Origin of the sequence: Duganella fentianensis (assembly GCF_964031615.1) — a bacterium.
GTDB lineage: Bacteria > Pseudomonadota > Gammaproteobacteria > Burkholderiales > Burkholderiaceae_D > Rugamonas > Rugamonas fentianensis_A.
Genome location: NZ_CAXIQN010000020.1, coordinates 399,404 through 423,985, shown reverse-complemented (window position 1 = coordinate 423,985; position 24,582 = coordinate 399,404). Strand labels below are relative to the sequence as shown.

Genomic DNA, 24,582 nt, shown 5'->3' with positions numbered 1-24,582 from the left:
GATGCGGCAAAAATTGTTAAACAAACTGCTGACGGCGCCATCGTCGCTGGCCGTACTTTTCAGCATGGGAGTGCTGATCGGCATAGGCGGTGCCAGCACCATGCTGGCCCATGCCGCCACCCAGCCGAACGCGGTGGGCCAGCAGGTCAGCGTGCATGATCCCGTCATGATCAAGCAGGGCGACACCTGGTATCTGTTCAGCACGGGGCCCGGTATCCCGTTCTACAGCTCGAAGAATATGCGCGACTGGCAGCCGGAAGGGCAGGTATTTGCCCAGCCGCCTGCGTGGGCGCGCAAGGTAGCACCGACCTTTGACGGTCATATCTGGGCGCCCGATGTGCACTTCCATAATGGCCGCTACTATCTGTATTACTCGGTATCCGGCTTTGGCAAGAATACGTCCGGCATCGCGGTGACCGTCAACAAGACGCTCGATCCCCGTTCGCCCGACTATCGCTGGGAAGATCAGGGGCTGGTACTGCAATCAGTGCCGCTACGCGATAACTGGAATGCGATCGACCCGAATATCGTTGAAGATGGCAAGGGTGGTGCATGGCTCGCATTCGGTTCGTTCTGGAGCGGCATCAAGCTGGTGCGGCTGAACGAACAGCGCACGGCACTGGCCGAACCGCAGGAGTGGCATGCGATTGCCAGTCGCACCACTGTTCCTGCAGCGGCTGCGCCGGCGGGCGCTGCGGCTGGCAGCGACGATATCGAAGCGCCGTTCATTTTCCGCAAGGGCGAATATTTCTATCAGTTCGCCTCGTTCGGCTACTGCTGCCGCAAGGGCGACAGCACTTACCATGTGGTAGTGGGGCGCTCTAAGAGTGTGGCGGGGCCGTATCTGGATAAGGCTGGCGTAGATATGATGAAGGGCGGCGGTAGCACGGTGATCGCTGGCACCAAGGCCTGGCGTGGTCTGGGTCACAACGGTACTTACACGTTTGACGGCAAGGACTATCTGGTGATGCACGCCTATGAAACAGCGGACGATTTCCTGCAGAAGCTGAAGGTCATGGAAATCCGCTGGGATAGCGCGGGCTGGCCAGTGGTTGATCCGGCCGACCTCGAGCGCTACCGCAGCAGCATCATAGCGCCCAAATGAAGCTGCCACTGCGTCGTCTTGCGCTGTGCACGGGATGGTTGCTGGTAGTGCTGCTGCCCGTTGCGGCTAGCAGCGCTTCTGCCGCTGCTGCTGCCGGTGTCAGCGTGGCTCGCCCTGCCGCGCCGTTGCAGCTATTCCCGCTGGCCGATGTGCGGCTGGGCGCCAGCCCGTTTCTGGATGCCCAGCGTACCGACCTGCGCTACATCCTCGACATGGAGCCGGACCGGCTGCTGGCGCCATTCCTGCGCGAAGCGGGTCTGCCGCCCAAGCAGGCCAGCTACGACAACTGGGAGTCCAGCGGCCTCGATGGCCATCTGGGCGGCCACTACCTGTCGGCGCTGGCGCTGATGTATGCCTCCACGGGCGACGCCGAAGTGCTGCGGCGGATGAATTACTTCGTGGCCGAACTGAAACGCTGCCAGCAGCAGAACGGTAACGGCTATATCGGCGGCATCCCCGACGGCAGCGCCGCATGGCAGGCCATTGCGCGCGGTGAACTACATGCCGACAACTTCTCCGTCAACGGCAAGTGGGTGCCGTGGTATAACCTGCACAAGCTGTATGCCGGTCTGCGCGACGCTTACCAGTATGGCGGCAATGCCGATGCGCGCGAGATGCTGGTGGCCATGGCCGACTGGGCGCTGGAACTGACCAGTCACCTGAGCGAAGCGCAGATGCAGGCCATGCTGCGCAGCGAACATGGCGGCATGAACGAAGTGCTGGCCGACGTAGCGCAACTGACCGGTCAGCGTAAATATCTGGATCTGGCGATCCGCTTCTCGCAACCCGCGCTCATGCAGCCGCTCGCGCATGGGCAGGATCAGCTGACGGGCATGCACGCGAATACCCAGATCCCCAAGGTCATCGGCTATCAGCGCATCGCCAGCATGACGGGCGACGCAGAATGGCAGCAGGCCGCACAATTCTTCTGGCAGACCGTGCACGATCACCGCACGGTGGCTATCGGCGGCAACAGCGTCAAAGAGCACTTCCATGATGCGCACGATTTCTCGCCCATGATTAACGAGGTAGAGGGGCCGGAAACCTGCAATACCTACAATATGCTCAAGCTGACGGCACTGCTATATCAGCACGGCCAGTCCGGCCAGCGCACTGGGCGCGCCAGCTATGCCGATTATTACGAGCGCGCGCTGTACAACCACATCCTGTCATCGCAGCGGCCCGATACGGGTGGCTTCGTGTATTTCACGCCGATGCGGCCGAATCACTACCGCGTGTATTCGCAGGTAGACAAGGGCATGTGGTGCTGCGTCGGCTCCGGTATCGAGAGCCACGCCAAGTATGGCGAATTTATCTATGCCCACCGTGGCGACGAACTGTATGTCAACCTGTTCATCCCATCCACGCTGAACTGGCGCGAGCGCGGCATCAGCGTGACCCAGTATGGCCGCTTCCCCGAAGAGGAACGCAGCACCTTGCGCATCAGTGGCAAGGCCCGCTTCACCCTGAAGCTACGCTATCCCGCCTGGGTGGCGCCCGGCGCCCTGCAGTTGCGGGTGAATGGCAAGGCCGTGCCGGTGCAACTCGATAGCGACCATTATGTCAGCCTGCGGCGCCAGTGGCGCGACGGCGATCAGGTCGAACTGACGCTGCCGATGACGACGCGTCTCGAGCAGATGCCGGATAAAAGCAATTACTATGCGCTACTGCACGGCCCCGTCGTGCTGGCAGCGAAGACCCAGCCTTTCGGAGACGAGAAGCTGAATTTCCTCGCCGACGAATCACGCATGGGCCACGTGGCACAGGGGCCCGTGTGCCCGCTGGAGGCCAGCCCCATGCTGGTTAGCGATAGCAAGGATTTCCTGCAGCGCTTGCGTCCCGTGGCCGGCCAGCCGCTGACGTTTAGCGCGGCGGGACTGGTGCAGGGAGCGCAGCAGAAGCCCGATGCCAGCGTCACCTTTATGCCGTTCTATCGCCTGCACGACTCGCGCTACGTGATCTACTGGCCGTATTCCACCCCGGCCGATCTGGCGGGACTCAGACAGCAGACAGCGCAGAACGAGGCGGCGCGGCTGGCACTGGATGCCCGTACCATCGATCAGGTGGCGCCGGGCGAGCAGCAGCCGGAATCGGACCACGGTTTCCGTGGTGTAGGCGCCGACGCGGGACTCAATCAGGGCCGCCACTGGCGCCATGCGAGCGGCTGGTTCAGTTACCAGCTGAACGATGCCAAGCGCGAAGCACGGGTGCTGCGACTGACTTTTGCCCGTGGCGATGCCGGGCGGCGCTTTGCGATCCGTCTGAACGGCGCAGTGCTGGCCGAAGTGACGCTGACGGCTGACGCGGCGGAAGAGTTCTACACGGTGGACTATCCGCTGCCTGCCGACTTGCCGGCAGCAGAAAAGTGGGAGGTACGCTTCGAAGCGCGCGCTGGCTCGCTGGCCGGTGGCCTGTATGGTTTGCGCCTGCTACGATGATATCAAAAATGTTATCGAAGTTGGTGAAAATGTGATTGGATAGATATTTGAGATTCTCATAGTATGGATGGCAGAAGATACATAAAAATCCATCTGGAGACTTTGCTATGCAATCCAAACGCAGAACCCTGCTCGCGGCGGCCTGTCTGGCCGCCTGCTTCACCACCCCAGCCGCATTCGCCGCCAAACCGCTGGTGATCGGCTTCTCGCAGGTGGGCGCCGAAAGTGAATGGCGCACCGCCAATACGGTATCGATCAAGGACGCGGCCAAGAAAGACGGCATCACGCTGAAGTTTGCCGACGCCCAGCAGAAGCAGGAAAATCAGGTCAAGGCGATCCGCTCGTTCATCGCCCAGCGCGTCGATCTGATCGCGTTCTCGCCGGTGGTGGAATCGGGCTGGGATACCGTGCTGCGCGAAGCCAAAGCCGCCAAGATTCCCGTGGTACTGACCGATCGTGCTGTCAATGTCAGCGATCCTAGCCTGTACGTCACCTTTATCGGTTCCGATTTCGTCGAAGAAGGTCGTCGCGCTGGCCGCTGGCTGCTCGAGCGTACCGCCAAGCTGCCTAATCCCGTCATCAACATCGTTGAACTACAGGGCACTGTGGGTTCGGCACCGGCGCTGGACCGCAAGAAAGGCTTCGAGGAAGTCATCGCGGGTAATGCCAAGCTCAAAGTGATCCGCTCGCAGACGGGCGACTTCACGCGCGCCAAGGGCAAGGAAGTGATGGAAGCTTTCCTCAAGGCGGAAGGCAAGAAGATCAACGTGCTGTATGCGCACAATGACGACATGGCGATTGGTGCGATCCAGGCTATCGAAGAAGCGGGCCTGAAACCGGGCAAGGACATTCTGGTGATCTCCATCGACGGCGTGAAGGGCGCGTTCGAGGCTATGCTGGCCGGTAAGCTCAACGTCACGGTGGAATGCAGCCCGCTGCTGGGCCCACAGTTGATGCAACTGGCGCGCGATATCGTTGCGGGCAAGCCGGTGCCGCGCCGTATCACCACCGTGGAGGGCGTGTTCCCTGCCGAAGTGGCGGCCAAAGAATTCCCGAACCGTAAATACTGACACCATGGGTAGCTCAATGATGGCGGCTGCCGCGCCGGTGGCGCCAGTATTGCAACTGCGCGGCATCAGCAAGGCGTTCACGGGTGTGCAGGCGCTGAACGGGGTTTCGCTCACGCTGTATCCGGGCGAAGTGCATACGCTGATGGGGCAGAATGGCGCGGGCAAATCCACCCTGATCAAGGTGCTGACGGGCGTGTACACGCCAGATCAGGGCGAGATACTGCTGCAAGGCCGCGCGATTCGTCCCGCTTCCACGCTTGATGCGCAGAATCTGGGCATCAGTACCGTGTATCAGGAAGTGAATCTGTGCCCGAATCTGTCGGTGGCAGAGAATATCTTCATAGGCCGCTATCCGCACAAGGCTGGCCGCATCGACTGGCAGGGCATGAGCCAGCAGGCCAGCGTGCTGCTGGAACGGCTGCAAGTGCGGATCGATGTGAACCGCGCGCTGGCCTCGTATCCGCTGGCCGTACAGCAGATGGTGGCGATTTCGCGCGCCTTGCTCGGTTCGGCCAAGGTGCTGATACTGGATGAACCCACTTCCAGTCTCGACGAGAAGGAAGTGGAACTGCTGTTTGCCGTGCTGCGCGATCTGCGCCAGCAGGGCATGGCGATTCTGTTCGTCACCCATTTCCTCGATCAGACCTATGCCATTTCCGACCGTATCACGGTGATGCGCAACGGCGAGCGCGAAGGCGAATACACCTGCAGCGAATTGTCGCGCGTGGAACTGGTCAACAAGATGGTGGGGGCTCCCGCAGCCGTACAGACGCAAGCAGTGGATGCCGCCAGCAGTGTTGCGCCCGACGCGCCCCCCAGCCAGACGGGCGCATTGCCAGCATTTTTGCAGGCGCTGGGTCTGGGGCGGCGCGGTTCGCTGGCGCCGGTCGATCTGGCAGTGCGCAAGGGTGAGTTGCTCGGGCTGGCCGGTCTGCTGGGTTCCGGCCGCACCGAGCTGGCACGATTGCTGTTCGGAGCCGACCGCGCCGATAGCGGCAAGATCGCCATCCACGGCAAGCAGCGCCAGATCGCCACGCCACGCGATGCTATCGCCGCCGGCATAGGCTTCTGCTCGGAAGACCGCAAGCATGAAGGCGCGGTGCTGGAACTGTCGGTGCGCGAGAACATGATGCTGGCACTGCAGGCGCGCCTGGGCATACTGCGCGCCATTCCGCTCAAACGCCAGCAGGAACTGGCGCAGCACTATGTGAAGGCGCTCGGCATCAAGACGGCCAGCATCGAAACCCCGATCGGTGCACTATCCGGCGGCAACCAGCAGAAAGTGCTGCTGGCGCGCTGGCTGGTGAATGAGCCGGAGATGCTGATTCTCGACGAGCCTACGCGCGGCATCGATGTGCGTGCCAAGCAGGAAATCATGGATTACGTGGCGGGCCTGTGCCGCAAGGGGATGTCCATCCTGTTCATTTCGTCCGAACTGCCCGAAGTGCTGCGCGTGAGTGACCGCATTGTGGTTATGCGCGACCGCAAGACGGCCGGCGAATATCCCCGTAATGCGCTCGACGAAAGCTCGGTGCTGCAGGTAATCGCAGCGGGAGAGCAGCATGCCTAGTCTGACCCTGCGGCAGCCTGCCGCTGTGCCGAAAACCGGAAGCTCCACTATGTTTGTGCACCATCCCTTATTCCGCCCCGTGGCGGCGCTGGTCTTGCTGCTGTTGCTCGACTTGCTGCTGATTCCCGGCTTCTTCCACCTCGAAATCAAGGACGGCCATTTGTACGGCAGTCTGATCGACATCCTCAACCGCGCCGCGCCGCTGATACTGGCGGCGCTGGGCATGACGCTGGTGATTGCCACACGCGGCATCGATATCTCGGTCGGTGCCGTGGTGGCCATCAGCGCCACCGTAGCTTCCATGCTGATCGGCGGCACCATGGTGATGCAGGATGGCGTGCCGACTTACGTGGCGAATACGCCTATGGTATGGGCGCTGTGTGCCGCCATGGGCGCGGCGCTGCTGTGCGGCGCATGGAACGGCGTGCTGGTGGCCGGTCTCGGTCTGCAGCCCATCGTCGCCACGCTGATCCTGATGGTGGCCGGGCGCGGTTTGGCGCAATTGTTCACGGACGGCCAGATCATCACGGTCTACTACCAGCCGTATTTCTTCATCGGTAGCGGCTATCTGTTCGGGTTGCCGTTCTCGCTGTATCTGGTCGCTGGCGTGTTTGCGCTGACCGCGCTGCTGATGCGCAAAACGGCACTGGGCCTGTTCATCCAGACGGTGGGCATCAATCCCGTGGCGGCGCGGCTGGCCGGTCTGCGCACGGCGGTGCTGATCTTCTTCGTGTATGTATTCTGCAGTGCCTGCGCTGGCCTGTCTGGACTGATCATCAGCGCGAATATCAAAAGCGCCGATGCGAACAACGCGGGGCTGCTGCTGGAACTGGATGCGATTCTGGCCGTGACGCTGGGCGGCACTTCGCTGGCGGGCGGCAAATTCAGTCTGGTCGGCAGCGTGGTGGGCGCGCTGATTATCCAGACGCTGACCTACACCATCTATTCCCTCGGCCTGCCGCCCGAAATCAATATGGTGGTCAAATCGGTGGTGGTGTTCCTGGTCTGCCTGTCGCAATCGGCTGAATTCAAGACGATGTGGAGCGCACTGCGCACGCGCGCCGCTAAAACGGAAGGGGACGCAGCATGAGCGCTCTGGTAATGCGTGGCCGTGCGGCGATGGCGTCGCCGTATTTCACTTCACTGGCGACGGTGGTCCTGCTGGCAGTGCTGCTCGGTGCAGGCGGCGCAGCCTATCCGGGCTTCCTGTCGCTGCAGGTGCTGCTTAATCTGCTGATCGATAACGCCTTCCTGCTGGTGATCGCCGTCGGCATGAGTTTCGTGATTATCTCGGGCGGTATCGACCTGTCGGTGGGTTCCGTACTGGCGCTGACCACCATGATGGCCGCATGGATGGTGCAGGTGTGGCACTGGCCGCCGCTGCTGGCGATTGCCATCGTGCTGCTGGTCGGCACCTGCTTCGGTGCATTGATGGGCGCCATGATCCATTATTTCAAGCTGCAGCCTTTCATCGTCACGCTGGCCGGCATGTTTCTGGCGCGCGGCCTGTGCTACCTGATCAGCATTAACTCGATCACCATCGACCAGCCGCTGTTCGTCAGCATGTCGCAGACCCAGTTGCCGGTGCTGGACGGCTATCTGTCGCCATCTGCGCTGATTGCCTTGCTGACGCTGGCCGCCGCCATCTATGTGGCGCACTGCACGCCGTTCGGGCGCGCCATCTACGCGGTGGGCGGCAACGAGCAGTCGGCCCGCATGATGGGGTTGCGCGTAGCGCGCACCAAAGTGCTGATCTACGCTTTCAGTGGCTTCTGCGCTGCGCTGTCCGGTGTACTGTTCTCGTTCTATATGCTGTCGGGCTACGGCCTGCACGCGCAGGGCACGGAACTCGATGCGATTGCTGCCGTGGTAATCGGCGGTACGCTGCTCAGTGGCGGCTACGGCTATGTGGCCGGTGCGCTGTCCGGTGTGCTGGTGCTGGGCACCATCCAGACCCTGATCGCCTTCGATGGCACGCTCAGTTCGTGGTGGACCAAGATCGTCATCGGTGCACTGCTGTTCGTATTCTGTGTGGTTCAGCGCGCACTGGCGCTGGGCGCACGTCGCTAGGATTTACAAGGAGACTGTTTTGAAAAAATATCTGAAGCCTATAACGCTGACCATGCTGACCGCAGCGGCGCTGGCTGCGCCGCTGGCGCAGGCGGCCAATCCGCTGTTCCCTAAGCTGTTCACGGCTGACCCGTCGGCCTATGTGGAGAACGGCACGGTGTATCTGTACGTGGGCCACGACGAAGCCACGCCGAAAAGCCCCGATTACGTGATGAACGAGTGGCGTCTCTACACTAGCTGCGACATGAAGAACTGGACGGATCGCGGCTCGCCCGTGCAGGCCGCCACCTTCAAATGGGCCAAGGGCCATGCGTGGGCAGCGGATATCACCAAGCGCGACGGCAAGTACTACTTCTATTCGACGGTGGACCATGCCACCATCCCCGGGCATGCCATCGGCGTGGCCGTGGCTGACCGTCCGGAAGGCCCGTTCGTGGACGCGCGTGGTTCGGCGCTGGTGACCAACGATATGACGCTACAGGCACCGATTGCATGGGACGACATCGATCCCGCCGTATTTCAGGATGACGACGGTCAGGCCTATCTGTACTGGGGCAATACGGTGCTCAAATACGCCAAGCTGAAACCGAATATGATCGAATTCGACGGTCCTATCCAGACCGTGGGCATGGATATGTTCACGGAAGCGTCCTATCTGCACAAGCATAACGGCACCTACTACCTGTCCTACTCGCGCAACTTCCCTGAGGAGACAGCGTATATGACGGGGCCTAGCCCGACCGGCCCATGGCACTATCGCGGTGTGATCATGTCGAAAAACGCCAAGGTGAAGACCATCCATCAGGCCATCGTCGACTTCAACGGCAAATCCTACATCTTCTACCACAACGCCAAGCTGCCCGGTGGCGGCGAGTTCCGTCGTTCGGTAGCGGTGGAAGAGTTCAAGTACAACGCTGATGGCACCATTCCGTTCATTGCCCAGACCAAGGAAGGCCCTGCGGCCAATCCTTCGCCTGCCTGCAAGTGATACTCAATCGGTATATTAGAGGTCTTTAGTAATACTGATTGTGATATCATTTTTCCATGGATACTAACCCGAACTGGTTCCTGCGCGCGCGCCTGAAAACGCGTCAGCTGTTGCTGCTGATCGCGCTGGACGAACAACGCAATATTCACCGTGCCTCGGAAGAGCTGCACATGACACAACCGGCCGCCTCCAAGCAGCTCAAGGATCTGGAGGAAATGCTGGGCGTGCAGTTGTTCGACCGTCTGCCGCGCGGCATGGAACCGACCATCTATGGCGAAACCATGATCCGCCATGCCCGCATGGCGCTTACCAGCCTGTCGCTGGCGCACGAAGATATCGTCGCCATCAAGGCTGGTCTGGCCGGGCAGGTGGATATCGGCACCATCATGACGCCCGGCATAGAGCTGCTGCCCAAGGCGATCACCCGCACCAAGCAGCAGGCACCGCGCCTGCGTATCGGGGTGGAGATGGAACAGTCCAACATCCTGCTCGAACAGCTACAACGGGGCCGGCTGGACTTCATGATAGGCCGCATTCCCGAGCGGCATAGCTCGGAAGGTCTGAGCTACGAAGAACTGGGCGACGAACCGGCATGTGCGGTGGTGCGCCCCGGCCACCCGCTGCTGTCGGCGCGCAAACTGAGTCTGCGCGAGCTGGCCAGTCAGGCCTGGATATTGCCGCCGCAAGGCAGTATTCTGCGCGCGCGCTGCGAACTGATGTTCCGCCGCGCCGGCCTCGAAGTGCCGATCAACGTGATCGATACTACCGCCGTGCTGCTGGTCACGCCGCTGCTGCAACAGACCGACGCGCTCAACGTGATGCCGGTGGCGGTGGCCAAATACTACGAATCGCAGGGCGTGCTGAATATCCTGCCGATCGAACTGCCATGCCGCATGGATGCCTACGGCATCATCACGGTGGAGGGGCATATCATGTCGCCCGGCGCCAGCCTGCTGCTGAAGTCCGTGCGGGAAGTGGCGCGCGAGCTGGGGTGATCTGAAACTGCATGCTTGCGCCATGCATGCCGCTTCTGGCAAACTCACCGTCATGTAAGTTAGACAACGGATGAGGTAAGCATGAATCGAAGCAAAGTGGCGCGCTGGTCCAAGCGGGTAGCCGTGGGTGTGACCGGGGTTGTAGCCCTGTCGGTGGCTGGTGGCTGGCTGTATCTGCGCGGCAGTCTGGCGCAGCTGGACGGTACCCAGCAGGTGGCGGGACTGGAAACCACGGCCAGCGTAGCGCGCGATGCGCATGGCGTTCCGCTGATCAGCGGCGGCTCGCGGCTCGATGTGGCCTACGCCACGGGCTTTGTGCATGCACAGGAACGCTACTTCCAGATGGATCTGCTGCGCCGCGTGGCGGCCGGTGAACTGGCGGAGCTGTTCGGCGAACGGGCGCTGAATGTGGACAAATCGCACCGCCTGCACCGCTTCCGCGCCCGTGCCGCACAGGCACTCAAGGAACTGCCCGCCGCCGACCGCACCCTGCTGGAACGCTATGCCGAAGGCGTGAACGCGGGGCTGGCGCAACTGCGCGCCCGTCCGTTCGAATATGCACTGGTCGGCATGACCCCGCGCCCGTGGTCGGCCGATGATTCGCTGCTGGTGATCTGGGCCATGTATTTCGATCTGCAGGGCAGTCAGGAGGCACGCGAACTGGCGCGCGGCTGGCTGGCCGAAAACGCCAGTCCGGCCCAGCGCGTGTTCCTCGCGCCCGAAGCGACCCACTGGGATGCCCCGCTGGACGACGTTTCGCCGCTGGCTGGCACCAGCACCATCCCCGATGCACCGCCAGTCTGGTGGGGCAAACCGAAGGCGGCAGGTGTGACCGCGCTGACCGATCCGAAGGCGGCCAGCGTGCGTGCGCTGTTTGATAGCAAGCTGGCACGGGCAGACCTGATCTCGTCCGGCGCACCTGGCGCAGATATGCTGAACACGGTAGGCAGCAATAACTGGGCCGTGGCCGGTAGCCGTAGTGACACGGGCGCCGCCATCGTGGCCGACGATATGCACCTCGGCATCTCGCTGCCGGCCATCTGGTACCGCGCCGCGCTGCAATTCCCCGACGGGAAGGGCGGCCAGCGCCGCATCGTCGGTGTGACACTGCCCGGTGCGCCCGTGGTAGTGGTGGGCAGTAACGGCCACGTAGCGTGGGGCTTCACCAACAGCTATGGCGATTATGTCGACCTGATTGCGCTCGATACGGATGCCGCCAAGCCGGGGCAGGTGCGCACCCAGGCAGGCTGGGAAACCCCGGTGCTGCATGAAGAAACCATCCTCGTTAAAGGCGCGCCGGCAGAAAAGCTGGCAGTGCGCGAGACCACGCTGGGGCCTATCCGTGTATCGCGTGGCCGCAGCTATGCGGTGCACTGGGTGGCGCATACGGCGCGCGCCGTCAATGTGAATGCGCAAAAGCTGGAATGGGCCGACACGCTGGATCAGGCGCTGGCGATAGCGCCTACGCTGGGCATACCAGCGCAGAACTTCGTCGGCGGTGACGACAAGGGCAATATCGGCTGGACCATCGCCGGCCCGCTGCCGCGTCGCGCGGCCAGCGGCAATATCACCACCTATCCGATGGCCGTTAGCGAAGCAGCCGGCGTGTGGACGGGCTGGCTGGCACCGGAGGAATATCCCAAGGTGGTCAATCCTGCCTCCGGCCAGCTGTACACGGCCAACAGCCGCCAGCTGCTCAACGCCGGTTCGGACAAGCTGGGCGATGGCGGCTTCGATCTGGGTGCCCGTACCCATCAGGTGCGCGAAGGCCTGACGGCGCTGGGCGCCAAAACCGATGTGCAGAAAGTCTACGAGATCGGTCTGGATGACCGCGCCATTTTCATGACCAGCTGGCGCGAACGTGCCATGGCGGCACTCGATGCCAGGGCCATTGCTGACCAGCCGCAGCGGGCCGAAGTGCTGAAACTGCTGAAGGATAGCTGGACCGGCAAGGCCAGCGTGGATTCGGTCGGCTACCGTATTACGCGCGGCTATATGTATGCGCTGTATGACCTGCTGTTCGAGAACGCCAACGAGCAGCTGGCCGCCATCGATCCGAAAGCCAGCGTGGCCTCGATCACCTCGCGCTGGCCGGTGGTGGTGGCGCGCGTGCTGGACCTGCAGCCGGCAGCGTGGCTGCCGCCGCAATACGCCAGCTGGCAGGCGCTGCATCTGGCCGCAATCGATCGCGTCGTCGCCAGTCTGACCAAGGATGGCAAGCCGCTGGCCAGTGCCAGCTGGGGCGAACGCAACACCGCCAGCAGCGCCCACCCGATGGCAGCTGCCGTGCCGCTGCTGGGCCGCTTCCTGAAAGTGGCACCCGACATGCTGCCCGGCGACCAGCACATGCCGCGTGTATCGGGCCCTAACTTCGGCCAGTCCGAGCGGCTGTCGGTTTCGCCCGGCCATGAAGACAAGGGCATCTTCAACCTGCCCGGTGGCCAGAGTGGCCACCCGCTGTCGCCATACTTCCTTGATGGTCGGGATGACTGGGTCCATGGCCGCCCGACGCCGCTGCTGCCGGGTCCTGCCCAGCATACGCTGACGTTTGTGAAGTAAGCGCAGCGAGGCCGAACAGGGGGCGCAGCAGCGCGATGCGGCGCACCAGTTCAAAGCCGCCGAAGCTGATGGTAAAGGTTAGCACGAGCAGGATCAGGCCTTCGGTGGCGGGCGCCAGCTGCACTGGTTTGAGCCAGTGTGCCATGCTGACGATCAGGGTCTGGTGCAGGATGTAGACGGGGAATACGGCTTGCGTCAGATAGCGTCGTTTGGCGCTGTCGAAGTTCAGGTGGCGCTGGCCGAAGCCGCACACGGTCAGGATGGGCGTCCACTGGCAAAGGCAGTAGATGGTGCGCATCAGCGGCTTCCATTGCTGCACTTCGGCGCTGCCTGCCAGCGCATCCGGTATCGACCAGTAGCACACGATCAGCGCCCAGCTGGCCAGCCACAGACCCAGACTGGTCCAGCGCAATGCGGCTACCTGACGCCACAATCCCGTCTGCGTGGCCAGCAGCGCCCCCAGCACAAACAGGAAGAAATACTGGGCGTGGTTGTACCAGTCACCGGCCAGCGCGTGGGTGCTGGGGTAGCGCTCGGCCAGCCCGAAGCGGGCGGCGGCCAGCACGGCGACGGGCAGGACCACAATGCGCCAGCCGCTCAGCAGGCGGCCCAGCCCATCCGACAGCGCCTGCCAGCGCGAACCCAGCAACCAGACCAGCAGCCCCCCCAGCAGGGTGTAGACCCACAGGTAGGCGACGAACCACAGGTGGTTCCAGGTTGGCATCGTCAGGCAATCGCTGCCGCGGCAGAAGCCGTGATAACCCTGCACATACAGGCGCATGAATTCGGCATAACCGCCCTGATAGGCGACTTTTTCCACCACCTCGAAATACGCTTGCGGCGGCACGATGACGAACATGCCGAATACCAGTGGCAGCAGCAGGCGCCAGCTGCGCTGGCGTAGTAGCGTGCCGACGCGGAGTTTCTGCAGCATGAAGGCGGTGGCGACGCCGGAGATCATGAACAGCAGACCTAGCCGCCAAGGCGAGGACAGGATCATCAGCGGTTCGATGGCGTCGCTGGCAAACGGGCTTTTCACGTGCCAGTCCCAGCTCACGTAGTACATGCCGGTGTGATAGAAGATGAGCAGGCAGAAGGCGAAGATGCGTATCCAGTCGAGGAAATACAGGCGGTTATGGTTCATCGTTAGCTCCTTGTTAATGGCGCCAGATTAGAGTCTGCCTACCTCGGCGTCCAACAGTTTGGGGCGAAACGGGTGTGGCGTGGGGCGAACCGGATAGATGGGCGCGCGGCTGGCAGTCAGGCGCCGTTCAGTTGCCGTTCAGGTGGGCTTCGAGGGCGGCGCGGTACTGGCGACTCAGTGGCGCGCGGCTGCCGTTGCGCAACAGGATTTCGCCGTCGCCCTTATCAAGGCTGGTGATGCTGGCGATGGCATCCACCCTGACGGCGGCGCGGCGGTGGCAGCGGATGAAGCGGGGGGCGAGCTTGTCCAGCAGGCCGGCCAGCGTCTGGCGCATCAGTGGTGCGGCCTCCTGCGTATGCAGGATGACGTAATTGTCGGCGGTTTCTATCCACAGGATGTCGTCGATCCTGAGCACGCGCGTGCCGCCGCGTTCCGGTATCAGCAACTGGCTGATGGCAGGCAGGGGCGGGCTGGCCGCTGGTGCAAGTTCCAGCGCCTGCATCTGTGGCGCGGCGTGGCTATGCACTGGTGTCGCCGGCGCCAGCGCTGCTGCCAGAACGAGGCGGTCGCGTGCCCGCTGCAGCGCGCGTTGCAGGCGTGGCTGGTCGTAGGGCTTGAGCAGGTAGTCGATGGCGTTGGCATCGAAGGCACGGATGGCATATTCGTCGTAGGCGGTGACGAACACCACGCAGGGGGCAGGCGCTGGCAGCGAAGCGGCAACATCGAGGCCGCTGATTTCCGGCATCTGGATATCCAGCAGTAGCAGATCGGGTGCAAAGGCGGGCAGGCGCTCCAGTGCTTCGATGCCATCGCGCGCCTCTTCGATGGCACTGATGCCGGATTCCGCTGCCAGCATGCGGCGCAGCTTTTCCCGCGCAGGCCGCTCGTCGTCGACGATCAGGATGCGCACGGCAGCCTCACTTCGGCGCGCACACCGGCCGGCGCCAGTTGCCGCAGGTCTAGCGTGGCACGCTCGCCGTACAGTGCGGCCAGCCGCTCGCGCAGATTGCCCAGGCTGATGCCGCCCGTCGCAACGCTTGCCGCAGCATTGGCCGGCAAGCTGCCGCTGTCGTCCTGCACGGCGAGCAGCAGCATGTCGTGCTGGCGTACTGCCGTGATCTGGATGGCCACCGGCTGTCGGCGCTGTTCCACCGTATGCTTGAAGACGTTTTCCAGCAGTGGCTGCAGGCTCATGACAGGGACTTCGCAAGCCAGTGCCGCCTGGTCCACCTCCCAGCGAATACTGACTCTCTCGGCAAAGCGTTCGCCCATCAGGGCAGCATAGCCGCGCACGATGCGCAACTCCGTCTGCAGCGGCACCAGATGGCGCTCGCCCACATCCAGCGTGGCGCGCAGCACGTCGGATAGCTGCACCAGCATGCTGTCAGCCCTGGCCACATTACTATGCATGAGGGAGGAGATGGTGTTGAGGGCATTGAACAGGAAGTGCGGCTGCATCTGCTGGCTCAGGCGCAGCAACTGCGCCTGCCGTAGCGCGCTGCTGGCACGCTCCACCCGCAGCCGCTCGTTCAGCATGGCATGGAACGACAGGATGCCGAAGGTAATCGCCGTGAACAGCGAGAAGAACACCGTCATCTTGATGTCCTCGTACAGATACACGCTGGCCCAGCTCTCGTGCGGATAGGGTTCGCCCATCAGGCCATAGACTGCATGGCGCATGCCGAAGGCGATCGGCACGAAGGCTATCCAGTAGGCCGGCAGCCAGACTAGCTGGCGCAAGAACCAGCGCAGCGGCGTGGCAACCAGAGCATCGTACTGGCGGGTGTAGCGCCGCTGCAGCAACAGCAGCATGGTGCCGGTCAGCGCCGAGGTGGTCTCCCACAGTACCGGCTTCCATACGCCCTCATCGTGCCCGCGCAGGTATTCCTGCACCGAGGTGGAAATCATCAGCACCCAGAACAGGGCCCAGGCGATGGCAACAATGGTGCGGGTTTTCTGCATAGGCTTAGCGGAAGCGGGCTTCCATCAGGTCGATTTCGCGTACCAGCTTGCGCGAAATTTCATCGGAAATATGGTCATGGCGGGCCAGATTGAAGACGGTCTGGCGCTCGGCCGTCAGCGCGGCGATGCGCAGCTCCTGCTCGGCATGGTCAGTCTTGCGCCATGCTGCTTCGGCGGCCGGATCGACTTCTTTCAGGCGGTGCTCGTAGAAGGCGATCACCCGCGCTGCGGCCTGCGGATAGACTTCCGGATCGACGCAGCTTTCTGCTTCCATCAGCGTGATCTGGGTCTGTTCGATGGCGCTAATGGCGGCCTTGGCGGCAGCGCGGCGCGCCAAATCTTCTTCGCGCTGTTCTTCCGTCTCGGCGGGGAAGCTCACGCCTGCCAGCAGGCGCGGCAGGCCTATGCTGGCGATCAGCAGCGACACGAGGATGACCGAGCAGGCGAGGAAAATCGTCAGGGCGCGGGCAGGGAAGGGGCGGCCGTCGGGCATCAGCAGGGGTAGCGTCAGCACACCGGCCAGCGTGATGGTACCGCGCGCGCCGGCCAGTGTGGTGGCCAGCAGCAGGCGCGGATTGATCTTGATGCGCGGCTGGTGGCGCATGCGCTGCTTGAAGATGGTCAGGCGCAGCGAAGCCCACACCCACAGCATGCGCAACAGCAGCAGGCCGGCATTGATGGCCAGTGCGTACACGGCCAGCCACCACGGATTGAGGTGGCCGCTTTCGGCGATGGTGGCGCGGGCATCGCGGAACACATCGGGCAGCTGTTCGCCCAGCAGCACAAACATCACACCATTGAGGGCGAACTGCACGGTGTCCCACACGGCCGAGCGCTGGATGCGGGTGTGGGCCAGCGCGTGGCCACTGAGTTCCACATAGCTCATGGTGATGCCGGCGGCCACGGCCGCCAGGATGCCGGAGCCATGCAGGCGTTCTGCTACCAGATAGGCACCGAACGGCAGCAGCAGGTTGACCAGTATGGGCGAGCCGACCGGTTCGCCGAAGCGGCGCGTCAGCCAGCGCTGTACGCCCGTTACCAGTAGTGTCACGGTGACACCGGCGGCAATCCCGGCCAGCACCAGCCAGACAAAGGTCATGGCGGCGCTGGCTGGGGAGAAGGCACCCGTCAGCGCAGCCACGACAGCAAAGCGGAAGCACACCAGACCGCTGGCATCGTTGAGCAGCGATTCGCCTTCGAGGATGTGCATCAGGCGTTTCGGAATCGGTGTGCTGGCGGCGATGGCGCTAACGGCCACCGGGTCTGTGGGCGAAACGATGGCGGCCAGCGCAAAGGCGACGGGCAGCGGCATGGCGGGTATCAGCCAGTGGATCAGGAAACCGGCGCCGATCACGGTGAAGATCACCAGCCCCAGTGCCAGTTCGAGGATCATGCCCTTGTCGCGCAGCAGGCCGCTTTTGGGAATGCGCCAGCCGTCCAGAAACAGCAGCGGCGGCAGGAAGGCCAGAAAGAACAGTTCGGGATCGAGTTCTACGCCGTGGCTGGATTTGGCGGCGATCAGCGCCCCCAGTGTGATCTGTACTAGCGGCAGCGGCACGGCGCGCGGCAGCAGGCGGGAAATATAGGCGCTGGCCACCACCGCCAGCAGCATGATCAAAATGACTTCTACAGCATCCATTTCACTACTTTCAATATTGCAAAACCGGTCTTACTGTACACCATGATGAGGCAGCAATGAGAAGCGGGGAAAAGGGGCTGGTATTTTTTTCGTGCATCTGTCATAATCTTGCCTTCTGCGGGAGTAGCTCAGTTGGTAGAGCGCAACCTTGCCAAGGTTGAGGTCGAGAGTTCGAGACTCTTCTCCCGCTCCAGAATTCGGTAGTACATCAAAAAAGAAGCCTGCGGGCTTCTTTTTTTTTGGCTAATTTCCTTGCCAGCGTTGTAAATCGTGCTGTAAATCAATACTTTGCTGGTCAAAATGTGACTTATCCCACTGGCAAACGTTATACTGAGGCGTAATGGCAGAGTTGCCCCATCAGGGCGACTGCTGGTTAGCGGACCACCTTCGGAGACGAAATCTATGAAATCAGTTCAGCAGGAAGTTGATGAGCGCAGTAATCTGACCAACTCCAATAAATTCGAACTGCTATTGTTCCGCCTTGGCGCCGATGCCAATGGTGAACATTCTGAGTTGTTTGGTATTAACGTCTTCAAAATCCGCGAGATAGTCGCGATGCCGGAAGTCACCGCCGTGGCCGGTTCGCCCGAGCACATGCTGGGCGTGGTCAATCTGCGCGGCCAGATCATCACCGTGCTGGATTTGCCGGGCATCGTCGGCGTCAAGCCCAAGACCGGCCTGAACATCATGCTGGTGACGGAATTTGCCCGTACCACGCAAGCGTTTGCGGTGGAATCGGTGGATGAGATCGTGCGTCTGGACTGGAGTCAGGTGCTGACGGCCGAAGGTACGGCCGGCGGCAAGGTCACCAGTATCGCCCGCGTCGACGGCGATGTGCAGAACACCCGTCTGGCCCAGGTGCTGGACGTGGAAACCATTCTGCGCGACCTGACGCCATCCGAAAGCGATGACGTCGATCCGGAAACCATCGGTCCTAAACTGCACATGAAGCAGGGCGCCGTGGTACTGGCAGCGGATGATTCGGTGGTAGCCCGTAACCTGATCGAAAAAGGTCTGGAAGCCATGGGCGCGCACTTCATCATGACCAAGTCCGGCAAGGAAGCGTGGGAGCGTCTGCAGGCCATCTATGAAGGCACCAAGGCCGAAGGCATCCAGATCCATGACCGTATCGCCATGGTGCTGACCGACCTTGAAATGCCGGAAATGGACGGTTTCACGCTGACCCGTCTGATCAAGCAGGATGCGCGCTTCTCCAAGATTCCCGTGGTGATCCACTCTTCGCTGTCGGGCAAGACCAACGAAGACCACGTCAAAGGCGTGGGCGCCGATGCCTACGTAGCCAAATTCTCGGCAGAAGATCTGGCGACCACCATCCGTAACGTACTGAGCAAAGCAGCGCTGTAAGCCTGCCCGCAGTCAAAATACGCAGGGGCCGTGATGGCGACATCACGGCCCCTGTTGTTTGGTGCTGGCTCGCGCTATTTGCCGGCCAGATTGCGGGCGTGGAAGCGGATGTGGTCTTCGATGAAGCTGGCGATGAAATAGTAGCCGTGGTCATAGCCGGCATGGCGGCGCAGCTGGATAGGCTGGCGCGCGTTGATGCAGGCCGCTTCGAATTCTTCCGGATAGAGCTGCTCGGCGAGGAATTTATCGCCCAGCCCCTGATCGATCAGTATGCCGTCGGGGAAGGGCGTCTGCTCCTGTTCCATCAGCAGGCTGGCGTCATGCGCGGCCCACTGCTTGCGGTCCTCGCCCAGATAGCCGCTGAACGCCTTCACGCCCCACGGGCAGCGCGACGGTGCGGCAATCGGCGCGAAGGCCGATACGCTACGGAAGATATCGGGCCGGCGCAGCGCCAGCGTGAGCGCACCGTGGCCGCCCATGGAATGGCCGCTGATGCCGATGCGGCGCGGATGGATGGGCAGTTCCTTCACCACCAGCTGCTGCAGTTCGTGGATATAGCTTTCCATGCGGTAGTGCTGCGCCCACGGCTGGACGCTGGCATCCAGATAGAAGCCGGCACCGACGCCGAAATCCCAGTGCGCTGCCTCGCCGTCAATGCCGGCGCCACGGGGGCTGGTATCGGGCGTAATCAGCGCCATGCCCGCTTCGGCCGCGGCGCGCTGGGCACCCGCCTTGATCATGAAAGTCTCTTCGGTGCAGGTCAGGCCGGCCAGAAAGAACAGCGCCGGCACCTGTGCGCCCGCATGGTGCGCGGCCGGCGGCAGGAACACGCCAAAGCGCATAGGCAGGCCGGTACTCTGCGAAGTATGCCGGTAAAAACGCTGTACGCCGCCGAAGCACACGTGTTCGCTTAGTAGTTCAAGCATGGGCTACCCTTTATCTCTGCTGTGTTCCATATGTATTCTGGCGCACAGTAGAAACCCTGCCGCCCCGCCAGAATTGTACAAGTTTCTAACGGCGGAGGTGGGCATGGCGGAAATTTCCCGCATCATTACGGCGATGGGCTGGCCGCTGGCCATCATTTTGGCATGGCTGGCCGGCGAAGTGCTGCACCGCTGCACGCGGCTGCCGCGCATCAGCCTGTACGGGCTGGTGGGCTTTGTGATGGCGCAGCTGATGCCGGACAGCTTTGCCAGCGGGGCTTCGAGTACGGTGACGCTGCTGGCCAATCTGGCGTTCGGCCTGATTCTGTTCGAGTTTGGCTACCGCATCAATCTGCACTGGCTGCGCATCAATCCGTGGATCGCCGTCAGCGGACTGGCCGAATCGGCCGCCACTTTCGGCGTGGTCTATCTGATTTCCCATCTGACCCAGATGCCGCCGCTGACTTCGCTGCTGCTGGCGGCGCTGGCCATGTCCAGCTCGCCGGCTGCGGTGCTGCGGGTGATTAACGAAGCCGATAGCGCGGGGCAGGTGACGGAACGGGTGCTGCATCTGGTGGCCATCAACTGCGTGCTGGCGCTGTTCGTCTTCAAAGTGGTGGTGGGCTTCTGGGTGTTCCAGACTTCCGGCAGCCTGCCACAGGCGGTGTCGCATAGTCTGATCGAACTGGGCGGCGCGGCCGTGCTGGGCGGGCTGCTAGGCTGGCTGGTGCCGGCGCTGCTGCGCCAGCTCGGGGCTCTGGCGCGCGATGGCACGCTGGCCTTTGCCATGGGCGTGATGCTGCTGGTGCTGCTGGCCCATGCACTCGATGTCTCGCCCGTACTGGCCACGCTGACGTTCGGACTGGCCGCGCGCCACAGCCGCGTAATGCTGAGCCGCACCGAGCGCAATTTCGGCGCCATCGGCGAACTGCTGGCCGTGCTGCTGTTCGTCTTCGCCGCCACTGCGCTGGAATGGGAGCGCGTGCTGGCTGGCGCCGCACTGGGTGCCGTGCTGGTGCTGGCGCGCTTTCTCGTTAAGACCGCTGCGGTGATGCTGTTTGCCCGCGTGGGCGGCATCAGCTGGCGCAAGGGCTTGCTGACGGGCGTGGCGCTAGCGCCCATGTCGGTGTTCGTGACGCTGCTGCTGGAGCAGACGCGCTATGTGGGCATCGTGCTGGTGGATGAACTGGCCGCGCTGGCCGCCATGACACTGCTGCTGGAAGTGCTGGGCCCCGTGCTGACCCAGCGCGCGCTGATCTGGGCGCACGAAACCCCCGCCGAGGAGGAACACTGAATGCCTTTACCACCGTTTAAATCGTCCACTCCGCTCAGCATGGGGGTGGAACTGGAACTACAGTTAGTCAGCCTGTCCGACTATGACCTGACCGCCTCCAGCCCCGACCTGCTGCATCTGCTCGAGCGCAAGCCGTTTCCCGGCAATGTCACGCCGGAGATCACCGAGAGCATGATCGAGATAAACAGCGATGTGCAGCACGGCCACGATGCGCTGCTGGCGCAGCTGGAACTGGTGCGCGATACGCTGGTGCAGGCCGGCGAGCGGCTGAATATCGGCATCTGCGGCGGCGGCACTCACCCGTTCCAGAAATGGAGCGAACGGCGCATCTATGCCAAGCCCCGCTTCAAGCAGGTCTCGGCGCTGTATGGCTATCTGGCCAAGCAGTTCACCATCTTCGGCCAGCATGTGCACATCGGCTGCGCGTCGGGTGACGATGCGCTGTATCTGCTGCATGCACTGAGCCGCTACGTGCCGCACTTCATTGCGCTGTCGTCGTCGTCGCCCTTCGTGCAGGCCAGCGATACGCTGTTTAACTCGGCGCGGCTGAACTCCGTGTTTGCTTTTCCCATGAGCGGGCGCGCGCCGTTCCTGCTCGACTGGGCCAGCTTCGAGCGCGACTATTTCGCCAAGATGGAACACACGGGCGTGATCAGCAGCATGAAGGACTTCTACTGGGATATCCGCCCCAAGCCCGAATACGGCACCATCGAACTGCGCGTGTGCGATACCCCGCTGACGGTGGCGCGCGCGGCCGCACTGGCCAGCTATCTGCAGGCGCTGTGTGCCTATCTGCTGGAACGGCGCTCGGCCGCGCCGCAGGAGGACGACTATCTGGTGTATAACTACAACCGCTTTCAGGCCTGCCGCTTCGGCCTCGATGGTACGCTGGTGCATCCGCAAAGCTACGACAGCCTATCACTGCGCGAAGATATCCTGACCACGCTGCGCAGGATGGCGCCGTATGGCGCCGCACTGGGCGGCACGGCCGGACTCGAACATCTGGTGGCGGTGACCCACGAGGGCAGCGACGCCCATTACCTGCGCCAGCAGTTCGCCCGCAGCGGCAGTGCCGAAGGCATGGTGGCAGCGGCGATCGAACGCTTCCGCCACGGCTAGCGGGGGCGCTGTCTGCTGCCTGAGGGCGCTATTTGGGGTTTAATGGGCGGAGCTGGCGATGGCCGCGTTGAGCCGCTCGATGTAAGCATCGGGCGTGGCCTGATTGCACATCAGGTAGCGCTCCGCCCCATGCGGCAGATCCTTGAAGCGCAGCAGACGCAGTTTGCGGGTCTGCTCGGCAGGATGGTGTTCCATGATGAAACTGCCTTCCTCGTCCGAGACAAACATCATATCGGCCGCGCCTTTGCTGATCGACTGCACCATCTTGGCAGTGGGTGCGGTCGAGACGGCGATGACGGGATTGGTACGTGCCAGCATCTTGTCCAGTTCGCTGCCGTAGGAATAATTATCCTTGACGAGGATGCGCACATCCTTGCGCTGCATGAGTTCCTGCAGGCTGGCATCGCCCCGTTCGGCCAGACTTGCATGGGCCAGCACGGTCCAGTCGCGGTCATGGTAGATGGCACGGGTGAATTTGGCGTAATGTTCGCGCTCCGGCGTACGGAGCCAGCCCACGGCGCAACTCGGTGTCTTGCTGTCGCGCACCGTCATCAGCTGGCGGTTGGTGGGCAGGTTGAGCCAGCGCGCACTGATGCCGGCCAGCCGGAACGCACGCGTGGCCGGTGCTCCGGTCAGACCGCTGGGGCCACTCTCTGCGGCCGCCACCAGATAGGGCGGGCGTTCGCTGTACAGTACCTGCACGGTCGGTTCATGGGCGTGTGCAGCGCTGGCGAGCGTGCACAGGGTAGCGCAGACGTTGGCAAAACGGAAACGCAGCATGAGCGGCCTCATCAGGAACATCCGCAGAGAATACACTGCTATGACGATAGCGACTACTGGATTGTTGTATAGATGCCTAGATCACTTAGGCTTTGATGTCGATGAGTGAGCCTAGCATCTGATCGGCCGTGCGCAGGACTTTGGCGGAGAAATCGTATTGTTTTTCGTAGACGAGGGAATTGGTGGTTTCCTTGGTCAGATCGGTCTGGCTGGGTCCATCGATCTGCTGCAGTTGCTGGGCCTGAAACGACACGGTAACACCGCTGCCCGCCGGCTGGCTCTCGGTGAAATACGCTTGCGAAGGCTGGAAACCCTGCGTGCCTATATTCGCGATGGCATGGGCGCTATTGCCCAGCGCGCGTTCAGCAGCGTTGAGTCCGGTGACGCCGGAACTGAGCACAGCGATAGCCATGGTGTTTCTCCAAGGTAATTAGCTTCCAGTGTACACCCGTGGCGGGCTCTGTGCACGGCGCTGATGAAAAAAAAGGCAGGCTTGACGGCTGGACGACGTCTGGGTATTGTCGAACTGGAAAAAATTCTTGCTGTGGAATGATGCTGACGTTGCGATATGGTCTAGTTTTGCTGGCGCTATGGTGGATGGTCGCGGTTCGTGCCGAGCCTATCGTGGTGCATTACCCACGCGCGGAAAGTGTAGAAGACGAGCGCGGCGAATATGGCTATGCCTTGCTGAAACTGGCGTTGGCCAAGGGCGGCAACAAGTATCGGGTGGAATTATCACCTACCAGCATGCAGCAGAATCGTGCCATTGTGGAACTGCAATCCGGCGCCGGACGCATCGACGTGGTCAGCACGATGACCTCGACGGAACGGGAGAACATGCTGTTGCCAATCCGCATTCCGATGTCGCGCGGTCTGATCGGCTGGCGACTAGGTCTGTTGCGGGCTGATCACAAAGAACTGCTGGCCAATGTACGCAATATCGAAGACTTGCGCCGCTACTCAACGGGACAAGGGCATGACTGGCCCGATCTGACTATCCTGCGTCATAACGGTATCGTGGTGTTCCCAGTGACCGTGTATAGCAGTCTGTTCGGTATGCTGAATGCAGGCCGGTTTGACTGGGCTCCCCGTTCCTTGCACGAAATCTGGGCTGAGTCGCGCCGCCATCCGGAGCTTGTTGTCGATCAGCATGTCTTGCTGGTCTATCCTACGGCCGACTACTACTTCGTCAATCGCCAGAACACTGAACTGGCGGAAAACTTGCGGCAGGGGCTGGAGCTGGCACTGGCAGATGGTTCGTTCAGCCAACTGTTCTGGCGCCATTTCGGACCAGCCATCCGCCGCGCGCAACTGGACAAGCGCCTACTGATCGAACTGCCTAATCCTCTGCTACCAGCAGAGACGCCGCTGGCGCGCAAGGAGTTGTGGTTCAGTCTGAATGACTTGAAACGGCTGCGTTGAGCAGAGTTCCGCGGCAAGTATCAGAAAATTCCGATTTAAAAAGTTCCCTCAAATTCGGGGGCACACCTTTGATCTGGATCAGAGGTGCCTCGTGCATGTCACGTAGCCTTGTCACTCGCGCTGCCAACGCGGCGTGTTA

General features: G+C 62.1%; 19 protein-coding genes, 1 tRNA gene and 1 pseudogene. 14 read left to right on the top strand and 7 right to left on the bottom strand.

All coding sequences use genetic code 11. The annotated features are described in order from the left end of the window. Positions 1–13: 13 nt before the first annotated feature. From ABNT42_RS16400 to ABNT42_RS16360, 9 genes are all read left to right on the top strand, one after another. Positions 14–1,105 carry an arabinan endo-1,5-alpha-L-arabinosidase gene (locus ABNT42_RS16400; RefSeq protein ID WP_348698727.1) on the top strand — a complete coding sequence of 364 codons (1,092 nt, stop codon included), beginning with the start codon at positions 14–16 and terminating at the stop codon, positions 1,103–1,105. Beyond that, positions 1,102–3,543, top strand: a complete 2,442-nt coding sequence (locus tag ABNT42_RS16395; RefSeq protein ID WP_348698726.1) for a glycoside hydrolase family 127 protein — start codon at positions 1,102–1,104, stop codon at positions 3,541–3,543. The genes ABNT42_RS16400 and ABNT42_RS16395 overlap by 4 nt, the downstream gene beginning before the upstream one ends. A 107-nt stretch (positions 3,544–3,650) precedes the next feature. Next, on the top strand, positions 3,651–4,613 hold the full coding sequence (locus ABNT42_RS16390; RefSeq protein ID WP_348698725.1) for an ABC transporter substrate-binding protein: 963 nt from the start codon (positions 3,651–3,653) through the stop codon (positions 4,611–4,613). A 4-nt stretch (positions 4,614–4,617) separates the two neighbouring features. Further along, positions 4,618–6,183: a sugar ABC transporter ATP-binding protein gene (locus ABNT42_RS16385; protein WP_348698724.1), complete on the top strand. Its 1,566-nt coding sequence runs from the start codon at positions 4,618–4,620 to the stop codon at positions 6,181–6,183. A 49-nt stretch (positions 6,184–6,232) separates the two neighbouring features. Then, positions 6,233–7,273: an ABC transporter permease gene (locus tag ABNT42_RS16380; protein WP_348698871.1), complete on the top strand. Its 1,041-nt coding sequence runs from the start codon at positions 6,233–6,235 to the stop codon at positions 7,271–7,273. Then, positions 7,270–8,253 carry a galactofuranose ABC transporter, permease protein YjfF gene (gene yjfF / locus ABNT42_RS16375; protein ID WP_348698723.1) on the top strand — a complete coding sequence of 328 codons (984 nt, stop codon included), beginning with the start codon at positions 7,270–7,272 and terminating at the stop codon, positions 8,251–8,253. The genes ABNT42_RS16380 and yjfF overlap by 4 nt, the downstream gene beginning before the upstream one ends. A 52-nt stretch (positions 8,254–8,305) precedes the next feature. After that, positions 8,306–9,241: a glycoside hydrolase family 43 protein gene (locus ABNT42_RS16370; protein ID WP_348698870.1), complete on the top strand. Its 936-nt coding sequence runs from the start codon at positions 8,306–8,308 to the stop codon at positions 9,239–9,241. A gap of 56 nt (positions 9,242–9,297) precedes the next feature. Continuing rightward, complete coding sequence (locus ABNT42_RS16365; protein WP_348698721.1) at positions 9,298–10,236, top strand: LysR family transcriptional regulator; 939 nt, start codon at positions 9,298–9,300, stop codon at positions 10,234–10,236. A gap of 81 nt (positions 10,237–10,317) precedes the next feature. After that, positions 10,318–12,795 carry a penicillin acylase family protein gene (locus tag ABNT42_RS16360; RefSeq protein ID WP_348698719.1) on the top strand — a complete coding sequence of 826 codons (2,478 nt, stop codon included), beginning with the start codon at positions 10,318–10,320 and terminating at the stop codon, positions 12,793–12,795. Positions 12,796–12,868: 73 nt separating this feature from the next. Here ABNT42_RS16360 and ABNT42_RS16355 read toward each other — a convergent pair. The 4 genes and pseudogenes from ABNT42_RS16355 to ABNT42_RS16340 all read right to left on the bottom strand — a co-directional run. Further along, a pseudogene (locus ABNT42_RS16355) lies at positions 12,869–13,939 on the bottom strand (acyltransferase family protein); the annotation flags it as partial. A 127-nt stretch (positions 13,940–14,066) separates the two neighbouring features. Beyond that, positions 14,067–14,849 (bottom strand): response regulator, encoded by a 783-nt coding sequence (locus ABNT42_RS16350; RefSeq protein WP_348698717.1) that lies wholly within the window; start codon positions 14,847–14,849, stop codon positions 14,067–14,069. Further along, positions 14,837–15,901, bottom strand: coding sequence for a histidine kinase (locus ABNT42_RS16345; protein WP_348698716.1), 1,065 nt, complete (start codon positions 15,899–15,901; stop codon positions 14,837–14,839). Before ABNT42_RS16345 ends, ABNT42_RS16350 begins: the two co-directional genes overlap by 13 nt. A gap of 4 nt (positions 15,902–15,905) precedes the next feature. After that, positions 15,906–17,540, bottom strand: coding sequence for a Na+/H+ antiporter (locus ABNT42_RS16340; protein ID WP_348698714.1), 1,635 nt, complete (start codon positions 17,538–17,540; stop codon positions 15,906–15,908). Between the two features lie 117 nt (positions 17,541–17,657). Here ABNT42_RS16340 and ABNT42_RS16335 point away from each other — a divergent pair. Further along, a tRNA-Gly gene (locus ABNT42_RS16335) sits at positions 17,658–17,733 on the top strand. Between the two features lie 209 nt (positions 17,734–17,942). After that, the gene (locus tag ABNT42_RS16330; protein WP_348698713.1) at positions 17,943–18,905 is read left to right on the top strand and encodes a chemotaxis protein; all 963 of its coding nucleotides are present in this window, start codon (positions 17,943–17,945) and stop codon (positions 18,903–18,905) included. A 74-nt stretch (positions 18,906–18,979) separates the two neighbouring features. On the opposite strand, the gene fghA is transcribed toward ABNT42_RS16330, so the two are convergent. After that, positions 18,980–19,831, bottom strand: coding sequence for an S-formylglutathione hydrolase (gene fghA, locus ABNT42_RS16325; protein ID WP_348698711.1), 852 nt, complete (start codon positions 19,829–19,831; stop codon positions 18,980–18,982). Positions 19,832–19,934: 103 nt separating this feature from the next. On the opposite strand from fghA, the gene ABNT42_RS16320 reads away from it, so the two are divergent. Both ABNT42_RS16320 and ABNT42_RS16315 read left to right on the top strand, forming a co-directional pair. Beyond that, positions 19,935–21,122: a cation:proton antiporter gene (locus ABNT42_RS16320; protein ID WP_348698709.1), complete on the top strand. Its 1,188-nt coding sequence runs from the start codon at positions 19,935–19,937 to the stop codon at positions 21,120–21,122. After that, a complete protein-coding gene (locus ABNT42_RS16315) occupies positions 21,123–22,241 on the top strand; it encodes a YbdK family carboxylate-amine ligase (protein ID WP_348698707.1) in 1,119 nt (372 codons plus the stop codon). Between the two features lie 39 nt (positions 22,242–22,280). On the opposite strand, the gene ABNT42_RS16310 is transcribed toward ABNT42_RS16315, so the two are convergent. Both ABNT42_RS16310 and ABNT42_RS16305 read right to left on the bottom strand, forming a co-directional pair. After that, the gene (locus ABNT42_RS16310; RefSeq protein ID WP_348698705.1) at positions 22,281–23,021 is read right to left on the bottom strand and encodes a hypothetical protein; all 741 of its coding nucleotides are present in this window, start codon (positions 23,019–23,021) and stop codon (positions 22,281–22,283) included. An 85-nt stretch (positions 23,022–23,106) separates the two neighbouring features. Continuing rightward, complete coding sequence (locus ABNT42_RS16305; RefSeq protein WP_348698703.1) at positions 23,107–23,433, bottom strand: flagellar basal body rod C-terminal domain-containing protein; 327 nt, start codon at positions 23,431–23,433, stop codon at positions 23,107–23,109. A 185-nt stretch (positions 23,434–23,618) separates the two neighbouring features. On the opposite strand from ABNT42_RS16305, the gene ABNT42_RS16300 reads away from it, so the two are divergent. Beyond that, positions 23,619–24,443, top strand: a complete 825-nt coding sequence (locus tag ABNT42_RS16300; RefSeq protein ID WP_348698701.1) for a hypothetical protein — start codon at positions 23,619–23,621, stop codon at positions 24,441–24,443. Positions 24,444–24,582: the final 139 nt, after the last annotated feature.